The sequence below is a fragment of the Vibrio mediterranei genome (assembly GCF_900088415.1).
Lineage (GTDB): Bacteria > Pseudomonadota > Gammaproteobacteria > Enterobacterales > Vibrionaceae > Vibrio > Vibrio mediterranei.
The window spans coordinates 690008-711521 of record NZ_FLLQ01000002.1 but is presented as its reverse complement, the minus strand read 5'-3'; the positions used below and the strand labels follow the sequence as shown (position 1 = coordinate 711521).

Annotated in this window: 24 protein-coding genes; 16 read left to right on the top strand and 8 right to left on the bottom strand. The window is 43.7% G+C overall.

Annotation, left to right across the window (positions count from 1 at the left end):
- Positions 1 to 34 precede the first annotated feature (34 nt).
- Entirely contained in the window at positions 35 to 820 is a 786-nt protein-coding gene (locus VME0621_RS09405) for an outer membrane protein OmpK (RefSeq protein WP_062458116.1), read from the bottom strand.
- Between the two features lie 305 nt (positions 821 to 1125).
- On the opposite strand from VME0621_RS09405, the gene VME0621_RS09400 reads away from it, so the two are divergent.
- The 3 genes from VME0621_RS09400 to VME0621_RS09390 all read left to right on the top strand — a co-directional run bounded on the left by VME0621_RS09400 (position 1126) and on the right by VME0621_RS09390 (position 3074).
- Positions 1126 to 1722 carry an LON peptidase substrate-binding domain-containing protein gene (locus VME0621_RS09400; protein WP_062458115.1) on the top strand — a complete coding sequence of 199 codons (597 nt, stop codon included), beginning with the start codon at positions 1126 to 1128 and terminating at the stop codon, positions 1720 to 1722.
- 91 nt (positions 1723 to 1813) lie between these two features.
- Positions 1814 to 2392, top strand: a complete 579-nt coding sequence (locus VME0621_RS09395) for an RNA polymerase sigma factor (protein ID WP_038229236.1) — start codon at positions 1814 to 1816, stop codon at positions 2390 to 2392.
- 1 nt (position 2393) lies between these two features.
- Positions 2394 to 3074 (top strand): ChrR family anti-sigma-E factor, encoded by a 681-nt coding sequence (locus VME0621_RS09390; protein WP_062458112.1) that lies wholly within the window; start codon positions 2394 to 2396, stop codon positions 3072 to 3074.
- Between the two features lie 68 nt (positions 3075 to 3142).
- On the opposite strand, the gene VME0621_RS09385 is transcribed toward VME0621_RS09390, so the two are convergent.
- From VME0621_RS09385 to VME0621_RS09370, 4 genes are all read right to left on the bottom strand, one after another.
- Positions 3143 to 4510, bottom strand: a complete 1368-nt coding sequence (locus tag VME0621_RS09385) for an AmpG family muropeptide MFS transporter (protein WP_062458284.1) — start codon at positions 4508 to 4510, stop codon at positions 3143 to 3145.
- Positions 4511 to 4634: 124 nt separating this feature from the next.
- Positions 4635 to 5180, bottom strand: coding sequence for a peptidylprolyl isomerase (locus VME0621_RS09380; RefSeq protein ID WP_082795496.1), 546 nt, complete (start codon positions 5178 to 5180; stop codon positions 4635 to 4637).
- Entirely contained in the window at positions 5180 to 5749 is a 570-nt protein-coding gene (locus VME0621_RS09375) for a YajG family lipoprotein (RefSeq protein WP_062458110.1), read from the bottom strand. The genes VME0621_RS09380 and VME0621_RS09375 overlap by 1 nt, the downstream gene beginning before the upstream one ends.
- Before the next feature lie 126 nt (positions 5750 to 5875).
- Positions 5876 to 7006, bottom strand: a complete 1131-nt coding sequence (locus VME0621_RS09370) for a methyltransferase (RefSeq protein WP_062458107.1) — start codon at positions 7004 to 7006, stop codon at positions 5876 to 5878.
- Between the two features lie 151 nt (positions 7007 to 7157).
- Between VME0621_RS09370 and bolA the strand changes: the two genes are divergently transcribed.
- From bolA to VME0621_RS09305, 13 genes are all read left to right on the top strand, one after another.
- Positions 7158 to 7466 carry a transcriptional regulator BolA gene (bolA, locus tag VME0621_RS09365; protein ID WP_062458105.1) on the top strand — a complete coding sequence of 103 codons (309 nt, stop codon included), beginning with the start codon at positions 7158 to 7160 and terminating at the stop codon, positions 7464 to 7466.
- 505 nt (positions 7467 to 7971) lie between these two features.
- Positions 7972 to 9312: a Na(+)-translocating NADH-quinone reductase subunit A gene (locus VME0621_RS26580; RefSeq protein WP_006075187.1), complete on the top strand. Its 1341-nt coding sequence runs from the start codon at positions 7972 to 7974 to the stop codon at positions 9310 to 9312.
- 3 nt (positions 9313 to 9315) lie between these two features.
- Positions 9316 to 10557, top strand: a complete 1242-nt coding sequence (locus tag VME0621_RS26575) for an NADH:ubiquinone reductase (Na(+)-transporting) subunit B (protein WP_006075186.1) — start codon at positions 9316 to 9318, stop codon at positions 10555 to 10557.
- Positions 10547 to 11314, top strand: a complete 768-nt coding sequence (locus tag VME0621_RS09350) for a Na(+)-translocating NADH-quinone reductase subunit C (protein ID WP_038229246.1) — start codon at positions 10547 to 10549, stop codon at positions 11312 to 11314. The genes VME0621_RS26575 and VME0621_RS09350 overlap by 11 nt, the downstream gene beginning before the upstream one ends.
- Positions 11314 to 11946 (top strand): NADH:ubiquinone reductase (Na(+)-transporting) subunit D, encoded by a 633-nt coding sequence (locus VME0621_RS09345; RefSeq protein ID WP_038229248.1) that lies wholly within the window; start codon positions 11314 to 11316, stop codon positions 11944 to 11946. The genes VME0621_RS09350 and VME0621_RS09345 overlap by 1 nt, the downstream gene beginning before the upstream one ends.
- A 7-nt stretch (positions 11947 to 11953) precedes the next feature.
- On the top strand, positions 11954 to 12550 hold the full coding sequence (gene nqrE / locus VME0621_RS09340) for an NADH:ubiquinone reductase (Na(+)-transporting) subunit E (protein WP_038229250.1): 597 nt from the start codon (positions 11954 to 11956) through the stop codon (positions 12548 to 12550).
- A gap of 17 nt (positions 12551 to 12567) precedes the next feature.
- Entirely contained in the window at positions 12568 to 13791 is a 1224-nt protein-coding gene (nqrF, locus tag VME0621_RS09335) for an NADH:ubiquinone reductase (Na(+)-transporting) subunit F (RefSeq protein ID WP_006075181.1), read from the top strand.
- Positions 13792 to 13953: 162 nt separating this feature from the next.
- Entirely contained in the window at positions 13954 to 14979 is a 1026-nt protein-coding gene (locus VME0621_RS09330; RefSeq protein WP_062458102.1) for an FAD:protein FMN transferase, read from the top strand.
- Between the two features lie 12 nt (positions 14980 to 14991).
- Entirely contained in the window at positions 14992 to 15225 is a 234-nt protein-coding gene (nqrM, locus tag VME0621_RS09325) for a (Na+)-NQR maturation NqrM (RefSeq protein ID WP_006075179.1), read from the top strand.
- Between the two features lie 148 nt (positions 15226 to 15373).
- A complete protein-coding gene (dinB, locus tag VME0621_RS09320; RefSeq protein ID WP_082795495.1) occupies positions 15374 to 16444 on the top strand; it encodes a DNA polymerase IV in 1071 nt (356 codons plus the stop codon).
- Positions 16445 to 16483: 39 nt separating this feature from the next.
- A complete protein-coding gene (locus VME0621_RS09315) occupies positions 16484 to 16960 on the top strand; it encodes a GreA/GreB family elongation factor (RefSeq protein WP_038229253.1) in 477 nt (158 codons plus the stop codon).
- 21 nt (positions 16961 to 16981) lie between these two features.
- Complete coding sequence (locus VME0621_RS09310) at positions 16982 to 17749, top strand: DUF2884 family protein (RefSeq protein ID WP_006075176.1); 768 nt, start codon at positions 16982 to 16984, stop codon at positions 17747 to 17749.
- Positions 17750 to 18008: 259 nt separating this feature from the next.
- Positions 18009 to 19370 carry a sodium-dependent transporter gene (locus tag VME0621_RS09305; RefSeq protein ID WP_172427882.1) on the top strand — a complete coding sequence of 454 codons (1362 nt, stop codon included), beginning with the start codon at positions 18009 to 18011 and terminating at the stop codon, positions 19368 to 19370.
- A gap of 77 nt (positions 19371 to 19447) precedes the next feature.
- On the opposite strand, the gene VME0621_RS09300 is transcribed toward VME0621_RS09305, so the two are convergent.
- The 3 genes from VME0621_RS09300 to VME0621_RS09290 all read right to left on the bottom strand — a co-directional run bounded on the left by VME0621_RS09300 (position 19448) and on the right by VME0621_RS09290 (position 21464).
- Positions 19448 to 19639, bottom strand: coding sequence for a DUF4250 domain-containing protein (locus tag VME0621_RS09300; RefSeq protein WP_038229260.1), 192 nt, complete (start codon positions 19637 to 19639; stop codon positions 19448 to 19450).
- A 9-nt stretch (positions 19640 to 19648) separates the two neighbouring features.
- Positions 19649 to 19855: a YaeP family protein gene (locus VME0621_RS09295; RefSeq protein WP_006075713.1), complete on the bottom strand. Its 207-nt coding sequence runs from the start codon at positions 19853 to 19855 to the stop codon at positions 19649 to 19651.
- Positions 19856 to 19994: 139 nt separating this feature from the next.
- Entirely contained in the window at positions 19995 to 21464 is a 1470-nt protein-coding gene (locus VME0621_RS09290; RefSeq protein WP_062458094.1) for an aminoacyl-histidine dipeptidase, read from the bottom strand.
- Between the last annotated feature and the right edge of the window lie 50 nt (positions 21465 to 21514).

Here is a 21514-nt window from a genome sequence, read left to right as displayed (position 1 = left end):
GCGCCGCAGCGCCATTTTATCTAACTTCGAAGAATTAGAAGTTGTATTGTAGACGGTAGATGATTGCATCACCGTAGTGCTGTTGATTTGCACCAGAAGAACCGTAAACACCAAGCTTGTTGTTGAAGTAACGGTATTGGATAGCTGCAGTTAGGTGCTCTGTTGCGTGCCAGTTGAATAGCAATGCACCGTTAAGGCCATTTTTACCGCCTTGGTTTTCTGCATACGCATCGTTACGGTCAAATTCGATTTCGTTCCAGTTAACGAACGAGAAGTTTTGGCCAAACGCTTCGAAACCGTAGCGTGCTGTCCAACCTGCCATGTAGCCATTTCGACCGTTAACATTTTTGTTGACTCCAAAATCATCCCAAGATGTGATGTCATGAACACCAATCCAAGGTTTGAAGAACCAGTTATCACCTTGTAGAGCCGTGTAACCAAGACCTAAAACACGGTTGGTTTCACTTTGCGATGGGTTGTCGTGGTGGTAAACCTGACCGTATAGCGATACGCCAGTATCACCTAGGTAAACGTGTGCAGTACCTTTGAATGAGTTCTTTTGCTCAGAGGCACTTTTTTCAACACTTTCGCGATCGTAGAAACCGTACAGTTCACCCCAAGTGAAACCCGCACCACCTTCAATACCAAGAACAAACTGGTTACGACCGTTACCGTTGTTACCATCTTGGATAGAGTTAGGACCGTGATCCCAGCTCTGATGATCAAGATAAACGCCACCAAAACCGTATAGATATTCTGCTGAAGCTGGTACTGAAGCTACCGCTGCAACAACGCCAAGAGCTAAAAGTGATTTACGCATAGTGTTAACTACTCTTTAAGTTGTACTGAAATTAGCCGCGAATCCATGCGAACTCATCCGATGGGTGGGCATGATAGCGATTTATATCTCAAAGTAAATGTGCAACATCGCAAACGTTTACTAAAGTTTGTGAGAGTAATCACAAATACTAGCGGTGGATGGGAACTTTTATAAATAGCCTACAATTTAATCAATATTGTCGATCTGTGTGATAACAAAATCTCGATAGTTGTTAACATATTTTGGTTCTGATCGTATTTAGTGAGTTAGCGTAGAAAGGGTATCGAAAACTAAAAGGAACTATGATGACGCAGATAAAGTTGTTTCCTTTGCGCTCAGTGGTGTTGCCTGAGGGAAAAATGAGGCTCAGGATCTTTGAACCTCGTTACAAGCGCATGGTAACGGAGTGTCTGAAAAATGAATCAGGTTTCGGCGTCTGCTTGATCAGTGCATCCGCGGGAGCCATCCCCAGTAACGTTTCATCTGTAGGCACTTACGTCAGTATCGTAGATTTTGAGAGCCTTGATGACGGGATGCTTGGCGTCACCGTGTCTGGGATTCGCAAATTTCAGATTCACCATGTCGAGTCTGAAGAAGACGGTTTGCGTCAAGCCCAAGTCAGTTGGATAGAGAGTTGGCCTCCGACAAATTTGAGTGATGAAGACCAATTCATCGGTGAGCGTCTCCAGCACGTCTACGAAAAGTTTCCTCAAATTGGCAACTTGTACCTGCATCGCTTTTTTGACGACGCAGCTTGGGTAAGCCAGAGATGGTTGGAAGTACTGCCACTAGAGTGTCATCACTTCGAACATCTCGTAACACAACAGGATTGCTCGGCTACGTTGTCATTTTTGGGGGAAGCGTTTCGTAGCGACGACGCTGATAATGCAACCAGGCACTAAATATTTGTTCAACCGCAGTGATCGTTGTTGTAAATTCGACGTATTAAATAGGAAGAGATTTGGATCATCTGGAAAACTAGGGATACAAGGCATGACATTAGATAGTCCCCAAGCCCTTAGTAAGCAAGAATGGGCAGAATGTATGGAACGGGTTAAGCAAAGGGACAAAAGTGCCTTTGCCAACCTGTTTAACTATTTCACTCCTCGCTTGAAGCAATTTACCTACAAGCACATGGGCAATGAGCAAGTGGCCATCGAAATGGTGCAAGAGACCATGGCGACGGTCTGGCAAAAAGCACATCTATTCGATGGATCGAAAAGTTCGCTGTCGACTTGGATATACACTATTGCGCGCAACTTATGTTTCGATATGCTCCGCAAGCAAAAGGGTAAAGAGCTGCATGTCCATGCTGACGACATCTGGCCTACAGACTATTGCCCACCAGATTTTGTTGAACACTATTCTCCGGAAACTGATCGTTTGAAAGAACAGATAATTAGGTTTTTGGATGAGTTACCCAAAGCTCAGAGGGAAGTAGTGCAAGCGGTTTATTTGGAAGAGTTACCTCACCAACAAGTTGCTGAAATGTTCAACATTCCGTTGGGGACTGTTAAATCGCGGTTGAGATTGGCAGTGGAGAAACTTCGACATTCAATGGAGGCAAATTGATATGAGTCATCACCCTAGTTCAGAATTATTAAAGCTTTATGCGACGGGTGAGATAGATTCTGCGCACGGTGCAGCAATCGCCTCTCACATTGAGACTTGCTCAGAATGTCGCTCCAAAGTGATGAAATTTGAAGCAGAAGCAGGCGAAGCTATGATGCTTTTAAGTTCGAAGGAAGAAAAATCTTCAAAAGATTTGGAGATGGTTTTTTCCAACATGCTTGACGATATAATGACCCTTGACGCTGACTATTCTAAACCCAAGGCGAGAAAACCCGGCAAGGTTCAGGTAGATGGCAAAGAGTTTATTGTTCCGGCGACGATAGCTCCTCTCGTAGAAAGGATGAGTGAATGGCGGAGTTATGGCGGCAAGGTGTTTACTTCAACAATTGATGTTGATGAGGAATGTAGGGTAAGCCTACTCTACATCAACCAAGGCGTTCAGGTACCCCAGCACACCCACAAAGGGTTTGAATCAACACTTGTATTACACGGTAGTTTTAAAGATGAAAACGGCGAATATCATGTTGGTGATTTCATTCGTGAAGACGGAGAAACTAAACATGCGCCTCAGACCGTTGAAGGACAAGATTGTTTGTGCCTGTCGATCCTAACCGAGCCAATGATCTTTACCCAAGGCGTAGCAAGAGTATTTAATATGTTTGGGAAGGGGATGTATCCTTAGGTGCAAGATAGGGTCATATCGCAAAGGAAAGAGCCTCAACGTAAATTTGAGGCTCTTTTTTATTTCAACTATTCAGCTAACTTATCTTCTTTGATTTCTTGTCGGTCTCTTTCGCGTGCTTTATCCAAGAGGTCGGCAAAATAGTGCCTTAATGAATACAGCATAATAAGACTGGGAATAACCATTAGCGATGTAATGACAAAGAATAGGGCCCAGTCATTTAGCGCATCAACCAATTCCCCACTAAATGAAGCCAAGGTAGTTCTACCGAAGTTACCCAAAGAGGCCAATAGGGCGTATTGTGTCGCCGAGAAAGCCTGTCCCGTTAGTACGGTAAGGAACGAAACGAAGGCAACAGTGGAGAAGGCGGTAGTAAAGTTGTCCACTAAAATGGTTGCTAAGAACAGGTGCTCAGTCGGACCAACCTTCGCGATCCATGCAAACATCAAATTACTGGCACTCATCGCGATACCGCCAATCATCAACCCTTTTACAATACCAAAACGCACGTTGAACATGCTGCCCAATAGTGTAAATAAGATGGTTGCGCCCCAGCCAATGAGTTTGGAATAGTAGCCAATTTGCTCGTTACTAAAACCGATCTCTTTGTAGAACGGAATTGACATTCTGCCTAAGAAGGCTTCGCCGATCTTAAACAAGAAAACAAACAACAGTAGGGTAATCGCGACCTGAACACCATTACGGCGAAAGAAGTCGAGAAAAGGTTCAATAACAGTAACTGATAGCCAGCTAATTACTGGGTTGCCAACCACTTTCTCATGGCGCTTCTCGGCTTCAGCTTGCAATTTATCCCTTGCGGTTGTTGGCTCTCCTACGAGAAGAGTAAATAGCATCAAAATAGCAACGATACCGGCCATGCCGTAGTAGACGCCATTCCATCCCATTGAGTCGGCATTGATAAACGCCAGGTAGCCAGGTAACGAGTAGCCTGTCCACCAACCAATCACAGCCATAGCTGATGCTTGGGGTAGCTTGTTCGACTCAGATTTCGGGAAGGTGTCGATACGAAATGCATCGATAGCAATATCTTGTGTCGCTGATGAAATTGCGATACACAAAGCGAGCATTGACGTAAACATCAAATCATTGGCGGGGTTAACACCTGCAATAAATAAGGTAGCAACCAGAATGAAGCTCTGACACAAGAATATCCAACTACGACGTTGACCGAGGGCTGAGTGCAGGACGGGCAATTTTACCCTATCGACTAATGGAGCCCACAAAAAGTTGATGGCATAGACAGCAAAAACAGAACCAAAATATCCGATGGCAGCACGAGTTAAACCTGCATCTTTTAGCCATCCAGACATATTAGAGCCAATCAGAACCCATGGAAAGCCACTTGAGCATCCCAACATAAAGACCCAAAGCAGTCGTTTGTCCCAATAGCTTTTGACCGTGTCTAACCACGTCATTTTTTGTTCCACAATTGCGCTCCCTTTATCCCAAAATGTTGATAGCCAGTTCAAATGACGAACTATGCTATCAAGCTATGGGTTTAGTTGACTATCAATATTGAATCAACTTTTTAATGCTAAGTTACTGAATAATTTCCATTTTAGTAATGACGATTGGCTCCATTGGAACATCTCGCATACCACGAACGCTACGGGTTGGTTTCTGCGCCATTTTTTGAACTACATCAAAGCCTTCAATAACTTGACCAAACACAGCATAACCTGGGTTCGTCACGCTGTAATTCAAGAAGTCATTATCAACGAAGTTAATAAAGAACTGACGTGTTGCAGAGTTTGGATCTTGGGTTCTAGCCATGGCAATGGTTGCCGCGTCATTATCCAGTCCGTTTGAAGCTTCATTTTTGATTGGGGCGTTAACCGGTAAGCGGTTAAACTTGCTATCAAAACCACCACCTTGTGCCATAAATCCCGGAATTACGCGGTGAAATTGACTATTTACGTAACTGCCATCTTCAACATAGGTTAAGAAGTTTTCTACCGTGATAGGTGCTTTCTCTTGGTTCAACTCTACGGTGAATGAGCCCAAATTTGTTTCGACTTCTACTTTTGGTCCTGCAAAAACGCTAGTAGCGATCAGTGCTAGAGAGGCGACAAGTGTTTTCATCATTAGAAACGTTCCTTCATGTAATCTTGTAGCTCAGTATCGTTAGCAATTTCTTTTAAAACAAGGTTTACGGTGTCATTAAGTACGGTTTCGATCTCTTCGTTAGAAGCACTCATTAATCCAGAACGCTTTGCTGTCCCTGTGTAGGTTTTCACCAATTTACCTTGTTCATTTTCCGCCGTCAGCTCAAGAATGACTGTCGCGTTCATGTCATTCTCCATCACGGTATGCTTGACCGAGACTAATGCTTCTTGGATTTCAACTTTTAGTGTGTTCTTACTGTTTACGGTTACCTGATAACCTTCTGAAGAGAATTGGTTAACTAGGGCGTTCTCGATACCAATGCGAACATTTTGTCGAGTATGTACAGGGGTGATGTTTGCTCGACCGTTATCCAGTAAAGCTACGTATTGCGCAGTACGTACATCTTGGCTGGAGATGGACATCGCCTTACCTTCAACGATCTTGGCAGCGCTGGTTGCTGCGGTTGGCGCAAAATTAATCTGTTCTTTTTGAGGACTTGCACATGCAGCAAGTAAAACGACTGAAGCAGCCAGAACGAGCTTTTTCATTGATTATTCCTTTTCACACTCTTCAAAATGACGAGTAAAGTTATGAAGTCCGCTTGGACCTCATGATGAATATTATCCGATTATTGTTAAGCTATATGACTATTAGCAGCAACAATGACTCAAACTTTACTTAGTTGCCTGTAAAATAACAAATTTGGCGTTAGATGCGACAAGTTTTACATTGTGTTTGCCAAAGAGTCGCGCCAGTTTTTTATCGTAGCCTAGATGGCGATTGCCGATAACCATTAACTCCCCTGTATCTCGAAGAACTTGCTTAGCATCACAGAACATTTGCCACGCAATGTGATCGGTCACCGCTTGTTGTTGATGGAAAGGAGGGTTGCAAACCACCAAATCTTGACTGTCTGCTTGGAAGCCGTCTAAGCAATTATTTGCCACAAATTCACAACCATCTAGCGCTAGGTTGTTTAAAGTTAGGTTGTGATGAGCTGACTTCACGGCCATAAAGCTTTCGTCGATAGCCGTGATTTTTGCTTGAGGGTTGAGTTGTTTTAGCTTCAGTGTTAATACGCCATTACCGCAGCCCAAATCGACGATGTCTTGATATTTGGTGTCGCTCTTAAGATGTTCTAGGATAAACCGAGCACCCAAATCAAGACTTTCCCCCGAGTACACATTTGGTAAGTTAGAAAGTACCAATTTATGCTCTGCTACTGGCCAAGTGGTATAAGGGTCAATACTCTCTTGATGTGCGCTGTTCAGCTCTGAAAACACCAAACGATGCTTTTTCCAAGCGAGTGAAGTTGTGGTGTGTCCCGCATATTTTTCAAAAATCTTAAGAGTAGAACTATGGATCTCTTTTGCTTTGTTTACGGCAATGATCGAGCAGTTATCTTTGTACTTTAAGGCGACTTGGTTGAGCTGCCATGTCAAGTAACGATTGTTGCGGGGAATCTGCATCAACACGATATCTACCTGTTGCGGCCATTCATCGGTTGAGGCACGAAGATCGATGGGCTTGCAATGGTTAAGCGCTAAATTATGCTTAATGCCCTGATGAGAAATAAAAGAATCACTGATTGTAGTCACCTGATGCTGTTCTGAAAACCAGCAACTTAAGGCACCAAAACTGTCGTTAAGAATCAGTATATTAGATCCGGTGGGTATTTTTAGCTCTTCAAAATGTTGAATCAGGTATTCGTCTCCAGCATCCCAAGCTTGAAGTTGTTCATTGTTGAGTTTAGGGAAACGAAATAGTGAATATGAGCGCTCAAATAGGTTTAATTCAGTCTTCATAATGCTGTGATTTGGTGACAATGGTTGTATTTTGACAAAATCTCGGAACTTTCGCCAAGGCGAATATGATTTAAGGGAAGATTCTTGATTAAGTAAAGTATATACTTTACCGTCTAAATAAAAATAAATAGTTACAGCCCAAGGAAGTAAGATGATTCAACAAACCATCGAGCAAAAGCTCCATCAGACTTTCAACCCCACATTCTTAGATGTTCGCAACGAAAGCAATATGCATAATGTCCCTCCAGGTTCGGAGAGTCATTTTAAAGTAATTGTTGTCAGCGATAGCTTTAATGGCGAGCGTCTTATTGCAAGGCACCGTAAAGTCAACACGGTCTTAGCAGATGAATTGGCAGGTCCTGTTCATGCCTTAGCAATCCATACTTATACACCAGAAGAGTGGACAAAAGAGAATCAACTTGCCCCAGACAGCCCTAATTGCGCAGGCGGCGGTAAATAGCTCTATACTCTTTCTAGTTTTGGTGCAGGTCATAGCGTTTCGGTAACAATCACACGCGTCAACAATAAACCTCAGTTATTTTTACGTAAGTGTTTGATGGAGTTGCTACCACTTTGGTGGTAATTCATTAACAGCGTGTCAACATATAATGTTATGTGTTTTTGTTAATGAGGAATGTTTCAGGATATGAATGGAGCAATCGCTTATTTTCAAAAGGGTTAATAAGACTTTGTGCGATTGGTCAAAGTTATACATATTCACAACCCTAGAGATAGCAAAAGTTTCGAAATAATGACCCCTTTACAGGGATTCATCATGGCATCCCCTTTGCAAATGATGCTAAACTACCGCACCAGAAAAATCTCGCAGTGATTCTATGACGAGATTGTTAAAGTGATGTTGCTGCCTTGGTGCTAGTAAAACCAAGGTTAGACACTCAATGTCGTGTCTATATGTTACGCAATTTTAAAGAATCTTTTTCCCGATAAAAGTAGTGCAAGTGCGTATGATTACAATAAAGAAGGGCTTGGATCTTCCTATCGCAGGAACTCCATCCCAGGTGATTAATGATGGTAAGTCCATCACTAAAGTCGCCTTGCTTGGCGAAGAGTACGTGGGTATGCGTCCAACAATGCATGCTCGCGTGGGTGATGAAGTGAAAAAAGGTCAGGTTCTTTTTGAAGATAAAAAGAACCCTGGTGTTAAGTTCACTTCTCCAGCAAGCGGTAAGGTTATTGAAGTTAACCGTGGCGCGAAGCGTGTCCTACAATCTGTTGTGATTGAAGTGGCAGGTGACGAGCAAGTTACTTTCGATAGCTACACAGCTGACCAACTAGCAGGTCTTGATCGCGAAGTGATCAAAACTCAACTGGTTGAATCAGGTATGTGGACTGCGTTGCGTACTCGTCCGTTTAGCAAGGTACCGGCGATCGATTCAACGACTCAAGCGATTTTCGTAACTGCAATGGATACTAATCCACTTGCGGCTGAGCCTGAATTGGTTATCAATGAGCAAAAAGAAGCGTTCGTTGCAGGTCTTGATATTCTGTCTAAATTGACAGAAGGCAAAGTTTACGTCTGCAAAAAAGGAACGAGTCTACCTCGCTCAAATCAATCCAATGTCGAAGAGCATGTTTTCAATGGTCCACACCCTGCTGGTCTTGTTGGCACTCACATGCATTTCCTATATCCAGTTAGCGTGAATAACGTTGCTTGGAGCATTAATTATCAAGATGTGATTGCATTCGGTAAGCTCTTCACCACTGGCGAAATCTATACAGATCGTGTGATTTCACTTGCTGGTCCAGTAGTTAATAACCCTCGTTTAGTCAGAACTCAACTAGGTGCAAGCCTAGATGATGTGACTAACAACGAGTTGATGCCTGGTGAAGTACGAATCATTTCTGGTTCAGTACTGTCTGGTACTCAAGCTTCTGGTCCACACGCTTATCTAGGTCGTTACCATCAACAAGTTTCTGTATTGCGCGAAGGTCGTGATAAAGAACTGTTTGGTTGGGCAACACCAGGTAAGAACAAGTTCTCAATTACTCGTTCGTTCCTAGGTCACCTATTCAAAGGTCAGTTGTTCAACATGACAACTACGACTAACGGTAGTGATCGTGCAATGGTTCCAATCGGCAACTACGAGAAAGTAATGCCTTTAGATATGGAGCCAACGTTATTACTTCGTGATCTATGTGCAGGTGATCAGGACAGCGCTCAGCGTCTTGGTGCTCTTGAACTAGATGAAGAAGATTTGGCGCTATGCACCTTTGTTTGTCCAGGTAAGTACGAATATGGTCAACTCCTCCGTGAGTGCCTAGACAATATTGAGAAGGAAGGGTAATCCATGCTTAAGAAATTCATCGAGGATATCGAGCATCATTTCGAACCAGGCGGCAAACATGAAAAGTGGTTTGCACTGTACGAAGCAGCGGCAACGCTATTCTACACGCCAGGTCTGGTCACGAAGCGCAGCTCGCATGTCCGTGATAGCGTTGACCTAAAACGCATCATGATCATGGTTTGGTTCGCAGTATTCCCAGCAATGTTCTGGGGTATGTACAATGCGGGTAACCAAGCAATTATGGCACTTAACCATCTTTACGCTGGCGCTGAGCTTGCGGGCGTTATCGATGGCAACTGGCACTACTGGCTAACTCAAGGTCTTGGCGGAACGCTAGGGACTGATGCGGGTTGGGGCAGTAAGATGCTACTTGGTGCAACTTACTTCCTACCAATCTACGCGACAGTATTCATTGTTGGTGGTTTCTGGGAAGTCTTGTTCTGTATGGTGCGCAAGCACGAAGTTAACGAAGGTTTCTTTGTAACTTCTATTCTGTTCGCACTGATTGTTCCACCAACTCTTCCTCTTTGGCAAGCAGCCCTAGGTATTACCTTCGGTGTTGTTGTAGCAAAAGAGATCTTTGGTGGTACAGGCCGTAACTTCCTTAACCCAGCTCTAGCTGGTCGTGCTTTCCTATTCTTTGCGTACCCAGCACAAATCTCGGGTGACGTGGTATGGGTTGCAGCAGATGGCTTCTCTGGCGCGACGGCTCTAAGCCAATGGGCACAAGGCGGCGAAGGCGCACTTATCAACAACATTACTGGTCAAACGATCACTTGGATGGACGCGTTCATTGGTAACATCCCTGGCTCAATTGGTGAAGTATCGACACTTGCACTTATGATCGGTGCAGCGATGATTGTTTACATGGGCATTGCTTCATGGCGCATTATCGCAGGTGTTATGGTTGGTATGGTTGCTGTGGCGACGCTATTCAACGTTGTTGGCTCAGATACTAATGCAATGTTTGCAATGCCTTGGCATTGGCACCTAGTGCTAGGTGGTTTCGCATTCGGTATGTTCTTTATGGCAACGGATCCAGTATCGGCTTCGTTCACTAATAAAGGTAAGTGGGCTTACGGTATTTTGATTGGCGCTATGTGTGTCATGATCCGTGTTGTGAACCCTGCATACCCAGAAGGTATGATGCTAGCAATTCTATTTGCTAACTTGTTCGCACCGCTATTCGACCACTTTGTGATCGAGAAGAACGTTAAACGGAGAGAAGCACGCTATGGCAAGTAATAACGATAGCATTAAAAAGACGCTGTTTGTTGTTATCGCGTTGAGCTTAGTGTGCTCAATCGTTGTATCGACCGCAGCCGTTTTTCTAAAAGACAAACAAGTTGCTAACGCTAAGCTAGATAAACAGTCAAAGATTGTTGAAGTAGCTGGCATCAAAGCTGAAGGTTCTGTTGCAGACCTTTACCATGAGTACATCGAACCTCGTTTGGTTGATTTCAACACTGGTAAATTTGTTGAAGGTGACGCAGAAACTTACGATCAGCGTCGTGCAGCTAAAGACCCAGCTGAGTCTATTCGTCTAACTGCTGATGAAGACAAAGCTAAGATCCTACGTCGTGCAAACATCGGTACTGTGTACTTAGTTAAGCAAGACGACAAAGTGACAAGCGTAATTCTACCAGTTCACGGTAATGGTCTATGGTCTATGATGTATGCGTTCGTAGCAGTTCAAACTGATGGTAATACTGTTAACGGTATTACTTACTATGAACAAGGTGAAACCCCAGGATTAGGCGGTGAAGTTGAAAACCCAACTTGGCGCGCTCAGTTTGTTGGCAAGAAGCTTTATGATGATAACTTCAAGCCAGCGATTAAGATCGTGAAAGGTGGTGCTCCTGAAGGTTCTGAGCACGGTGTTGATGGCCTATCTGGTGCAACACTGACAGCTAACGGCGTTCAAGGTACTTTCGACTTCTGGTTGGGCAATATGGGCTTTGGTCCATTCCTAGCAAACGTTCGTGACGGAGGTCTAAACTAATGTCTGATGCTAAAGAAATGAAGAAGAGCTTGCTCGCACCGGTGTTGGATAACAACCCGATTGCGTTACAGGTTCTTGGTGTTTGTTCTGCATTGGCAGTGACCACCAAACTAGAGACAGCATTTGTTATGACGATCGCGGTTATTTTTGTAACTGCTCTGTCTAACTTATTCGTTTCTCTTATTCGTAACCACATGCCAAACAGTGTGCGTATCATCGTACAAATGGCGATTATCGCATCATTGGTAATCGTGGTTGACCAAGTTTTGAAAGCGTATCTTTATGATATTTCAAAACAGCTTTCAGTTTTCGTAAGCTTGATCATTACTAACTGTATCGTAATGGGTCGTGCAGAGGCATTTGCAATGAAATCTGAGCCACTACCGTCATTCATCGATGGTATTGGTAACGGCCTAGGTTACGGTTTCGTATTGTTAACAGTTGCGTTTTTCCGTGAACTTCTTGGTTCTGGTAAGCTGTTTGGTTTGGAAGTTCTACCACTAGTAAGTAACGGTGGTTGGTATCAGCCAAACGGTATGATGCTTCTAGCACCTTCAGCGTTCTTCCTAATCGGCTTTATGATTTGGGCAATTCGTATCTTTAAGCCAGAACAAGTAGAAGCGAAGGAGTAAGGTAGTCATGGAACATTATATTAGCTTACTAGTTAAGTCGATTTTCATTGAAAACTTAGCGCTTTCTTTCTTCTTAGGTATGTGTACATTCCTTGCGGTATCTAAGAAAGTTAAGACATCATTTGGTCTAGGTGTTGCAGTTATCGTTGTTCTTACCGTTGCGGTACCAGTGAACAACCTACTATATAACCTAGTACTAAGAGAAAATGCGCTGGTTGCAGGTGTTGACCTTAGCTTCTTGAACTTTATTACCTTTATCGGTGTAATCGCAGCACTAGTACAAATCCTAGAGATGGTACTGGACCGCTTCTTCCCACCTTTGTATAACGCACTAGGTATCTTCCTACCGCTAATCACGGTTAACTGTGCGATTTTTGGTGGCGTATCATTCATGGTACAGCGTGATTACAATTTTGCTGAATCAGTCGTATACGGCTTCGGTTCTGGTGTGGGTTGGATGCTAGCTATCGTTGCGCTAGCGGGTATCCGTGAGAAGATGAAGTACTCTGATGTACCTCCTGGTCTTCGTGGTCTTGGTATCACGTTCATCACAGTAGGTCTGATGGCACTAGGCTTCATGTCTTTCTCTGGTGTTCAACTGTAAGGTATAAGGAATAGTCAATGGACATTATTCTTGGTGTAGTGATGTTTACGCTGATTGTTCTAGCCCTAGTTTTAGTGATTTTGTTCGCTAAATCTAAGCTAGTACCAACAGGCGACATCACGATCTCTGTAAACGGCGATCCTGAGAAGGCAATCGTAACTCAACCAGGCGGTAAGCTTCTGGGTGCTCTAGCTGGTGCTGGCGTATTCGTATCTTCTGCTTGTGGTGGTGGTGGCTCTTGTGGTCAGTGCCGCGTGAAAGTGAAAACTGGTGGTGGCGATATTCTACCTACTGAGCTTGACCATATTACTAAAGGTGAAGCACGTGAAGGTGAGCGTCTAGCATGTCAGGTTAACATGAAGACGGACATGGACATCGAACTTCCAGAAGAAATCTTCGGTGTTAAGAAGTGGGAATGTAGTGTTATCTCTAACGATAACAAAGCGACCTTCATCAAAGAGCTTAAGCTTCAGATTCCAGATGGCGAATCAGTACCTTTCCGTGCTGGTGGTTACATCCAGATCGAAGCACCTGCTCACCATGTTAAGTACTCTGACTTCGACGTACCTGAAGAGTATCGTGAAGACTGGGACAAGTTTAACCTGTTCCGCTACGAGTCAGTGGTTAATGAGGAATGCATCCGTGCATACTCAATGGCTAACTACCCTGAAGAAGAAGGTATTATTATGCTAAACGTGCGTATCGCTACGCCGCCGCCTAATAATCCTGATGTACCACCGGGTATCATGTCTTCGTTCATCTGGTCACTTAAAGAAGGTGATAAGTGTACGATTTCAGGACCGTTTGGTGAGTTCTTCGCGAAAGAAACAGACAACGAAATGGTATTCATCGGTGGTGGTGCTGGTATGGCTCCAATGCGCTCGCACATCTTTGACCAACTTAAGCGTCTGAAGTCTAAGCGTAAGATGTCTTTCTGGTATGGTGCTCGTTCTGTACGCGAAATGTTCTATGTAGAAGATTTCGACGGTCTACAGGCTGAGAACGATAACTTCCAGTGGCACGTTGCTCTATCTGACCCAATGCCAGAAGATAACTGGGATGGTTACACAGGCTTCATCCACAACGTAATCTATGAGAACTACCTCAAAGATCACGAAGCACCAGAAGATTGTGAATACTACATGTGTGGTCCACCAATGATGAACGCGGCTGTTATCGGCATGCTGAAAGATCTTGGTGTAGAAGATGAAAACATTCTTCTAGATGACTTCGGTGGTTAATCTTCATTGAAGTATCGACATGGCTGGCTCATGTGAGTCAGCCATTTGTATTTTCAGGACAACACAATTCCTGTTTCTAAGTTTCTGAAACTATTTACGTTTGTCTAAGCCTTAATCTTTTGGGGCAAACGTAAATACTTTTGAAAGTAGGTGAGTAAAGGTATGTTTCATCTAGCTAAACATCTTAAGCTAATTTTGGTTGCATTGTTTGCGACAGTAATTTTATCGGGCTGCGGCAACCAGCGTGAACAGGTTCATTTGAGTGGACCAACGATGGGTACAATCTACAATGTTAAGTACATTGTGACTGATACCTCCCCTAAACCGGAAGTCATTCAAGCTGAAATAAATCGATTACTTGAAGAAGTAAACGACCAGATGTCGACGTATCGTCAAGACTCAGAACTGAGTCGCTTCAACCGTTACTATGGTACGGAACCATTTCCGGTTTCCCGACAAACAGCCATCGTAGTTAATGAAGCCATTCGTTTGAATGAACTGACGCAAGGCGCGCTAGACGTGACGGTGGGTCCATTGGTTAATTTGTGGGGCTTTGGACCAGAAGCTCGTCCAGAAGTAGTTCCTAGTGATGAAGAACTTGCTGCTCGTAAAGCGCAAACAGGCATCAAACATTTGTCTGCAACAGATACAACGTTAAGAAAAGATCTTCGTAGCCTTTATGTCGATCTGTCTACTATCGCAAAAGGTTGGGGTGTCGATGTAGTTGCAGATTACCTAGAAAGTATTGGCGTTCAAGATTACATGGTTGAAGTCGGCGGTGAAATGCGTCTAAAAGGCATTAATCGTGAAGGTGTGAAGTGGCGTATTGCCATTGAAAAACCAACCGTAGACGAACGCAATGTACAAGAGATTATTGAACCTGGAGATATGGCAATTGCCACGTCAGGTGATTATCGCAACTACTTTGAGAAGGATGGAGTACGCTACTCTCACATCATTGATCCTTCGACAGGTAAGCCGATTCATAATAAAGTGGTGTCGGTGACGATTTTGGATAAGTCATCCATGACAGCGGATGGACTTGCGACAGGACTGATGGTTTTGGGTGAAGAGAAAGCACTAGAGATCGCTGAGCAAAACAATATCCCAGCCTTTATCATAGTTAAAACAGAAGACGGTTTTGAAGAGTTTGCATCAGAAGCGTTTAAACCTTATCTGAACAAGTAATAGGTCAATCACATGAATACATTTTTAATTACGTTTGGTGTTTTCTTAGCGGTTATTGCTGCCATGTCGATTGGCTATATTATCCAGAAGAAAGTGGTAAAAGGTAGCTGCGGTGGACTAGGTGCCGTAGGCATTGACAAAGTTTGTAACTGCCCAGAACCATGTGACGCACGTAAGAAGCGTGAAGCACGTGAGCAAGCGCGTGCTGAAAAGCTAGCAGCGTGGGAAAAGGACCGTATTGCGTAAGCGTTCAATCCGGTTTGCTGCGGTTTTGATAATTGCGTCAACCTTAATACTTGATGAAAGACCAGAGTAATGCTCTGGTCTTTTTGTTTTGATTACCTGGAAACTCGTCGTATAATTGAACTGTATAAATAAACAGTTGTGAGTGGCGGTGTCTGACAAAATACGAAAATTCATCCATGTCGATATGGATTGCTTCTACGCCGCAGTGGAAATGCGAGATAACCCTCACTATCGTGGCAAGGCACTAGCGGTCGGTGGCAGTGAGCGTCAGAGAGGCGTAATAAGCACGTGCAATTATGAAGCCCGAAAGTTTGGGGTTCGTTCAGCCATGCCAACTGCACAAGCGCTCAAGCTTTGTCCCAATTTGTTGTTAGTCCCTGGACGTATGCAGATCTATAAAGAGACCTCAGTTAAGATTCGAGAGATATTCTCTCGCTATACTTCGTTGATTGAGCCACTGTCTCTGGACGAGGCTTATTTAGACGTTACCGACTCTCCACACTGTCAAAATTCTGCAACTCTTATTGCGGAAGCGATTCGCAAAGACATCTGGGATGAATTACAACTCACGGCTTCAGCAGGCGTCGCACCATTAAAATTTCTCGCCAAAATCGCTTCAGACATGAATAAGCCAAATGGGCAGTTTGTGATTCCACCCGGTAAAGTACAACAGGTTGTTGATGAGCTCGAACTTGGTAAGATACCCGGAGTGGGAAAGGTCAGCCTTGAGAAACTTAACAAAGCAGGTCTTTTTACTTGTTTAGACGTTCGTAATAGTGATTACCGAGAGCTGATCGTACGGTTTGGCCGCCTTGGTGCTTCTCTGTGGAAAAAGAGTCACGGAATTGATGAGCGGGAAGTGGTCGTTGAGCGAGAGCGTAAGTCTATTGGTGTCGAAAGGACGTTTAGTACTAATATTTCCTCCTTTGAACAATGTTGGCAAGTAATAGAAGAGAAGTTGTATCCAGAACTGGATATGCGACTTAATAAATCTCAGCCTAAACGTAATGTTATCAAGCAAGGCATCAAAGTGAAGTTTGCTGACTTTAAACTAACTACCATCGAGCATGTCCACAATAGATTGGATTTAGCATATTTTAAAGACTTGCTGCGAGAGGTGCTAGAGCGTCAACAAGGCCGCGAGATTCGTTTGTTAGGATTAAGCGTTATGTTGGAGCCCTTAGAGCAAGCTCGCCAACTAACGATGTTTGAAGATTAACCGTTACATTGTTAACTAGTAATTGTAGTAAGGAGCTCAATGGACAAGCAAGTGCTGCTAGACGACGTGATCGCTCAACTGGAGCAGAACGTTGTGACGTTAACTTCTGCGATGGAGAAAACGGTTGACGCCGCTACCAATGAAGAAACAGTGCCAGAGCATAAATATGATACCTTGGCTTTAGAAGCGTCATATCTTGCTCACGGGCAAGCCGTGAGGTTGGAGCAAGTAAAAAGCGATATCGCATTACTTCGAAAAATGGTATTGAATCCATTCTCGTCATTAGACAATGTTAGACTTACCGCCGTGGTAGAGATAGAAGATGAAGATGAAGTGGTGTCGCGATTTTTCGTACTTCCATGTGCTGGCGGCCTGACCATTGAAGAGGCGACAATCAAGGTAGTCACACCACACTCGCCTTTAGGTAAGGCCCTAATTGGTAAGTCTATTGATGATGAGGTTGTGGTTAGTATTGGAGAGAAACTGACGCATTATGCTATTATTCACTTATATTAAGCGTATGCTATAGGGTAATTTATGAAGATACACAATAGAGTGTTCAGTCGTAGTCTATTATTAAGCACCTTACTAGCCTCGGGTCATGCTTTGGCTGTGGGTCAGTGTGGTGTCGATATCAAGAATGAAGTTCACCTTGATGGCGAGCAGGTAGAAATTGTAAAGACCCCCGCTTCTAAAGTACTTATTGATGAAGACAATAATTTATTCATCAATGGGAAAGCGATAGAGCTAACTCAGTTGCAAAAAGATGCGCTTGAAAGTTATCGTGAAAACATGAATAAGTACGTGCCTAAAGCAAAGGAGCTTGCGGAAAACGGGCTCGAACTTACCAATGAACTTATCGACGATGTTGCAGAGAGTTTTGACAACTCAGAAGCGTTCCAAAACGTAAAACAAGCCGTTGCCGAGTTTTTTGCCGATGTGGAATCTCGATATGAAAACAATGGCGAGTTTGTTCTCCAATCTGAAGCCTTTAGCTCCTTTATGGACAATTGGGAACAAGATGTCGCTAAAGCGAAAGAAGTCTTTAATAAAGAATTCTTTAGTAGCGCGTTTACTGCTCTTCAAGAGAAAATGAGTGAAGAGGGAGGCTTGAATTTGACTGAATTATCGAAGCAGATGGACGAGCTCAAAACTCGTATGTCAGAAACCATGAAGGTACAGTCTGAATCGTTGAAGCAACAAGCAGAGGATTACTGCGATTCTCTCAATGATGTTGCTGAACAAGAGCAAGATCTTCAAAAGAAAATCCCAGAGTTAAAGGATTATCAAGTCTTTACTATTTAACTTTGTTATTACTGTTAGTTATCTATGAGCTCCGCTAGTGCTTAAAAAGTAATAGCGGAGTTTTTTGTATTAGAATGTTAGGTTTTAGTGTTGCATTTTTTGGTAATTGTAAATTAAGTTGCTTTTGTTTTACTGTAACGAAAAACTTACTATCAATGCTGAAGCTTATATTAGATTATTTAACTAAGTAATATTGCTCTCGTCGCATTTTTATCATACTGTACCAGCAAACTAGTACGGCATGATATTCGCAGTGGACATTTCTAACTCTTCTTCCGCTCCAAGGGAGCATTTTGGTTCTCGACTTGGCTTTATACTGGCTGCAGCTGGTGCAGCCGTTGGTCTCGGCAACATCTGGGGGTTCCCAACTCAAGCAGCAAGTAATGGCGGTGGGGCATTTTTGTTGGTTTATTTGGTGATGATTTTGGTGGTCGCCTTTCCTATGTTGGTTGTGGAAATGGCGATTGGTCGTCATGGTCAAGCTAACCCAGTGGATAGTATGAAGTCACTAACCACTAATGCTCTAGGTAAACGAGCGGGCGGCCTTGTTGGCTGGATTGGCCTTTCTGTGCCATGCGCAGTACTAGCATTTTATTCCATTGTTGGTGGCTGGCTGATTTGCTTCTTGTTTGGTGCGTTAGCAGATATTGCAGGCTTAACGAGTCTTGCCGATTGGTTCAAGGGTTTTAGTGTCGAACGCAACGTGTTCGGTACCATTGTCTTCTACCTTCTCACTGTTCTTATCGTTCAAGGTGGTGTTAAACAGGGGATCGAGAAATGGTCAACCCGATTAATGCCTTCACTCTTCATTCTATTTGCGTTGTTATTCGTTTATATCATGATGCAACAAGGAGCGATGGAAGGGCTCAAGCATTACCTAATCCCTGATTTCGAAAAAGTTTGGGACAGGAAATTAATTCTTGCTGCCATGGGACAGGGCTTTTTCTCATTAACGATAGGTGGCTGTTCAATGCTGATTTATGGCTCTTACCTTTCAAAAAAAGAGAACCTGCCGAAGATGGCGATGAACGTCACGTTAGTAGATACAGCGGTGGCATTTATCGCTGGTTTGGTGGTGATGCCAGCGATGTTTGTTGCTATGCAGAAAGGGGTACAAATTTATGCTGAAGACGGTTCATTATTGAGCTCCGACACGCTTGTTTTTACCGTGCTGCCATTGATGTTTGAATCTCTTGGTTTATTGGGTTTAGTGTTTTCTGTTGTTTTCTTCTTGTTGCTTACTATTGCAGCGCTAACGTCTTCTATTTCGATGCTTGAATGTCCGGTAGCGTTAGTAGATGAACGCTTCAAGACTGGCCGTAAGAAAACCAGTTGGGTATTGGGCGCATTAATCGCTCTATTTAGTGTCTATATTGTGTTTAATTTTGCAGAGCTATTTGGCCTGGTTGCTATGGTAGCGACACAATATTTACAACCAGTCGCTGCCCTGTTGTTCTGCTTATTTGGTGGTTGGGTCTGGAGCCGAGCTGGTAAGATAAAAGAGCTTGAACAAGGCTGTCCAGACTTTCAGCTTGGCTGGTTTGGCAAGGTATGGCCTTTCTACGTGAAATTTGTCTGCCCGATCTTAGTGATTACGGTTATTTGGGCATCGTTTGGCTAAGACAAACAGTATGAGATAAGTAAAAAGCTCTGCATTTGCAGAGCTTTTTACCAAGAAGAAAACGTCGTGTCTACGTCTTATCTAAATTGACCAGCCTCGGGAAGAAAATCAAACCCAGCACCTGCTAGTTTCTCAATCAATGCCGACTTACTGATATCGAAGAAGTTAGCAAGTTTGTCGAGATCGCCACCAAAATCGTCCCGTAGCTTCATATTAACAATACTCATCAGCATGATGGGGTCCATACTCTCAAAGTTCGCTAGATTCATAATGTGTCTCTACTTATCTTCAAAGTCGGAAATGAGTAAATTGGCGGCGGCAAAAGCTGCCTTTTCACGTGTTTCCAAAGGTAAGGATTCGTCCGCTGCAATGTCGTTTAACGCACGTACTGCACAAGAAATAGCCTGGGGGATATAACCTTGGTCACCACTACCAATTTGGGCGTAGATTTCTCTTACTAAGTCACAACAACCGTAAACTTGCATATCAATGATCTCTGTAAATGATAACTTGTCTCAATATACACAGAGGCAACGTAAAAAACAAAACTGCCATTTGATATGAAACAAAAAAGCCGATGTTATGGTTAAACATCGGCTTGATAATGGCGATTAAAGCAGCGAATTATGCTTTAGCAGGAATGGCTTCTAATAACGCAACCATTTGGTTCCAGAACAGTTCAACGGTATCGATTTTCACTTTCTCATCTGGCGAATGAGGGAACTTGATCGTTGGGCCAAACGAGACCATATCCATGCTAGGGTATGGTTCTTTGAACAGACCGCACTCTAAGCCCGCGTGAATGACCATAATGTTTGGTTTGTGACCATAGATACCTTCATACATGTCACGGAAGATAGCCATGATTTCTGATTCTGGATCAGGCTTCCAACCAGGATATGCGCCTGAGCATTGGATAGTAGCGCCAGCTAGCTCTGCGATAGAGGCTAGCATGCCTTCAACTTGTGAACGCCCAGAATCAATTAAAGAGCGAATCAAACAAAGTACTTCTACTTTATTTGTTTGAGTGCTGATAACGCCAACGTTTAACGAGGTTTCTACCACGCCTTCAATATCATCACTCATGCGAATCACGCCATTTGGACAAGCGTTTAGTGCTGCAATGAAGCGAGTTTGAGATTCTGTCGCAAATACATCAGCTAAGTCAGCTGCATCGTTAAAGGTAACAATATCGGTTTCGATAGCGCCAAGCTCAGATTTCAGCAGTTCAGTATAGAAGCTGTATAATTCGTCCAGCTTTGCTAGATTCGTTTCTGGCAGTGCAAGGGTGACAAAACCTTCACGTGGGATGGCGTTACGTAAGCTACCGCCACGGAACTCAATAAGACGTGCGTCTAACTCTTGAGCATGACCAGCAAGGAAGCGAGCCAGCAGCTTGTTAGCATTGCCGCGACCAGTATGGATATCGCACCCGGAGTGTCCGCCTTTAAGACCTTTTAATGTCAGCTGACGCGCCACATAACCTTCAGGAGCTGCTTCACGATTTACCTCGAAAGTAATTGCTGCGTCGATACCGCCAGCACAGCCCATGTAGACTTCACCTTCTTGCTCTGAATCCGTGTTAAGTAGGATGTCACCTTCCAGCCAACCTGCTTCAAGACCAAACGCGCCAGTCATACCAGCTTCTTCGTCGATAGTCAGCAATACCTCTAGAGGACCGTGTTTGATGTCATTAGAAGCAAGCACAGCTAAACACGTTGCCATACCAATACCGTTATCAGCACCCAGTGTTGTGCCTTTTGCAGTTACCCATTCGCCATCAATGTAAGGTTGAATTGGGTCAACGGTAAAGTCATGATCAGTATCTTCGTTCTTTTGCGGTACCATATCGATGTGCGCTTGAAGCACAACACCTTTCTTATGCTCCATTCCTGCGGTAGCAGGCTTCTTAATGAAGACGTTGCCAGTTTTGTCACGTTTTACTTCAAGACCTTGCTCCTTTGCCCAGCCGACAATGTACTCTGCAAGAGCTTCTTCATGCTTAGATGGGTGAGGGATAGAGCAGATTTTATCGAAAAATTGCCAGACAGGTGCTGGTGACAACTTACTGATTTCAGAATGGAATTCAGACACGGAACTCTCCTTTTGACGGGCTTTGCTAGATAGTTGTTCCTCAGATGCCC

Bases quoted from the DNA above. Each gene is read 5' to 3' on its own strand.
- VME0621_RS09405 (WP_062458116.1), bottom strand. From the start codon at position 820: ATGCGTAAATCACTTTTAGCTCTTGGCGTTGTTGCAGCGGTAGCTTCA.
- VME0621_RS09400 (WP_062458115.1), top strand. From the start codon at position 1,126: ATGACGCAGATAAAGTTGTTTCCTTTGCGCTCAGTGGTGTTGCCTGAG.
- VME0621_RS09395 (WP_038229236.1), top strand. From the start codon at position 1,814: ATGACATTAGATAGTCCCCAAGCCCTTAGTAAGCAAGAATGGGCAGAA.
- VME0621_RS09390 (WP_062458112.1), top strand. From the start codon at position 2,394: ATGAGTCATCACCCTAGTTCAGAATTATTAAAGCTTTATGCGACGGGT.
- VME0621_RS09385 (WP_062458284.1), bottom strand. From the start codon at position 4,510: ATGACGTGGTTAGACACGGTCAAAAGCTATTGGGACAAACGACTGCTT.
- VME0621_RS09380 (WP_082795496.1), bottom strand. From the start codon at position 5,180: ATGATGAAAACACTTGTCGCCTCTCTAGCACTGATCGCTACTAGCGTT.
- VME0621_RS09375 (WP_062458110.1), bottom strand. From the start codon at position 5,749: ATGAAAAAGCTCGTTCTGGCTGCTTCAGTCGTTTTACTTGCTGCATGT.
- VME0621_RS09370 (WP_062458107.1), bottom strand. From the start codon at position 7,006: ATGAAGACTGAATTAAACCTATTTGAGCGCTCATATTCACTATTTCGT.
- bolA (WP_062458105.1), top strand. From the start codon at position 7,158: ATGATTCAACAAACCATCGAGCAAAAGCTCCATCAGACTTTCAACCCC.
- VME0621_RS26580 (WP_006075187.1), top strand. From the start codon at position 7,972: ATGATTACAATAAAGAAGGGCTTGGATCTTCCTATCGCAGGAACTCCA.
- VME0621_RS26575 (WP_006075186.1), top strand. From the start codon at position 9,316: ATGCTTAAGAAATTCATCGAGGATATCGAGCATCATTTCGAACCAGGC.
- VME0621_RS09350 (WP_038229246.1), top strand. From the start codon at position 10,547: ATGGCAAGTAATAACGATAGCATTAAAAAGACGCTGTTTGTTGTTATC.
- VME0621_RS09345 (WP_038229248.1), top strand. From the start codon at position 11,314: ATGTCTGATGCTAAAGAAATGAAGAAGAGCTTGCTCGCACCGGTGTTG.
- nqrE (WP_038229250.1), top strand. From the start codon at position 11,954: ATGGAACATTATATTAGCTTACTAGTTAAGTCGATTTTCATTGAAAAC.
- nqrF (WP_006075181.1), top strand. From the start codon at position 12,568: ATGGACATTATTCTTGGTGTAGTGATGTTTACGCTGATTGTTCTAGCC.
- VME0621_RS09330 (WP_062458102.1), top strand. From the start codon at position 13,954: ATGTTTCATCTAGCTAAACATCTTAAGCTAATTTTGGTTGCATTGTTT.
- nqrM (WP_006075179.1), top strand. From the start codon at position 14,992: ATGAATACATTTTTAATTACGTTTGGTGTTTTCTTAGCGGTTATTGCT.
- VME0621_RS09315 (WP_038229253.1), top strand. From the start codon at position 16,484: ATGGACAAGCAAGTGCTGCTAGACGACGTGATCGCTCAACTGGAGCAG.
- VME0621_RS09310 (WP_006075176.1), top strand. From the start codon at position 16,982: ATGAAGATACACAATAGAGTGTTCAGTCGTAGTCTATTATTAAGCACC.
- VME0621_RS09300 (WP_038229260.1), bottom strand. From the start codon at position 19,639: ATGAATCTAGCGAACTTTGAGAGTATGGACCCCATCATGCTGATGAGT.
- VME0621_RS09295 (WP_006075713.1), bottom strand. From the start codon at position 19,855: ATGCAAGTTTACGGTTGTTGTGACTTAGTAAGAGAAATCTACGCCCAA.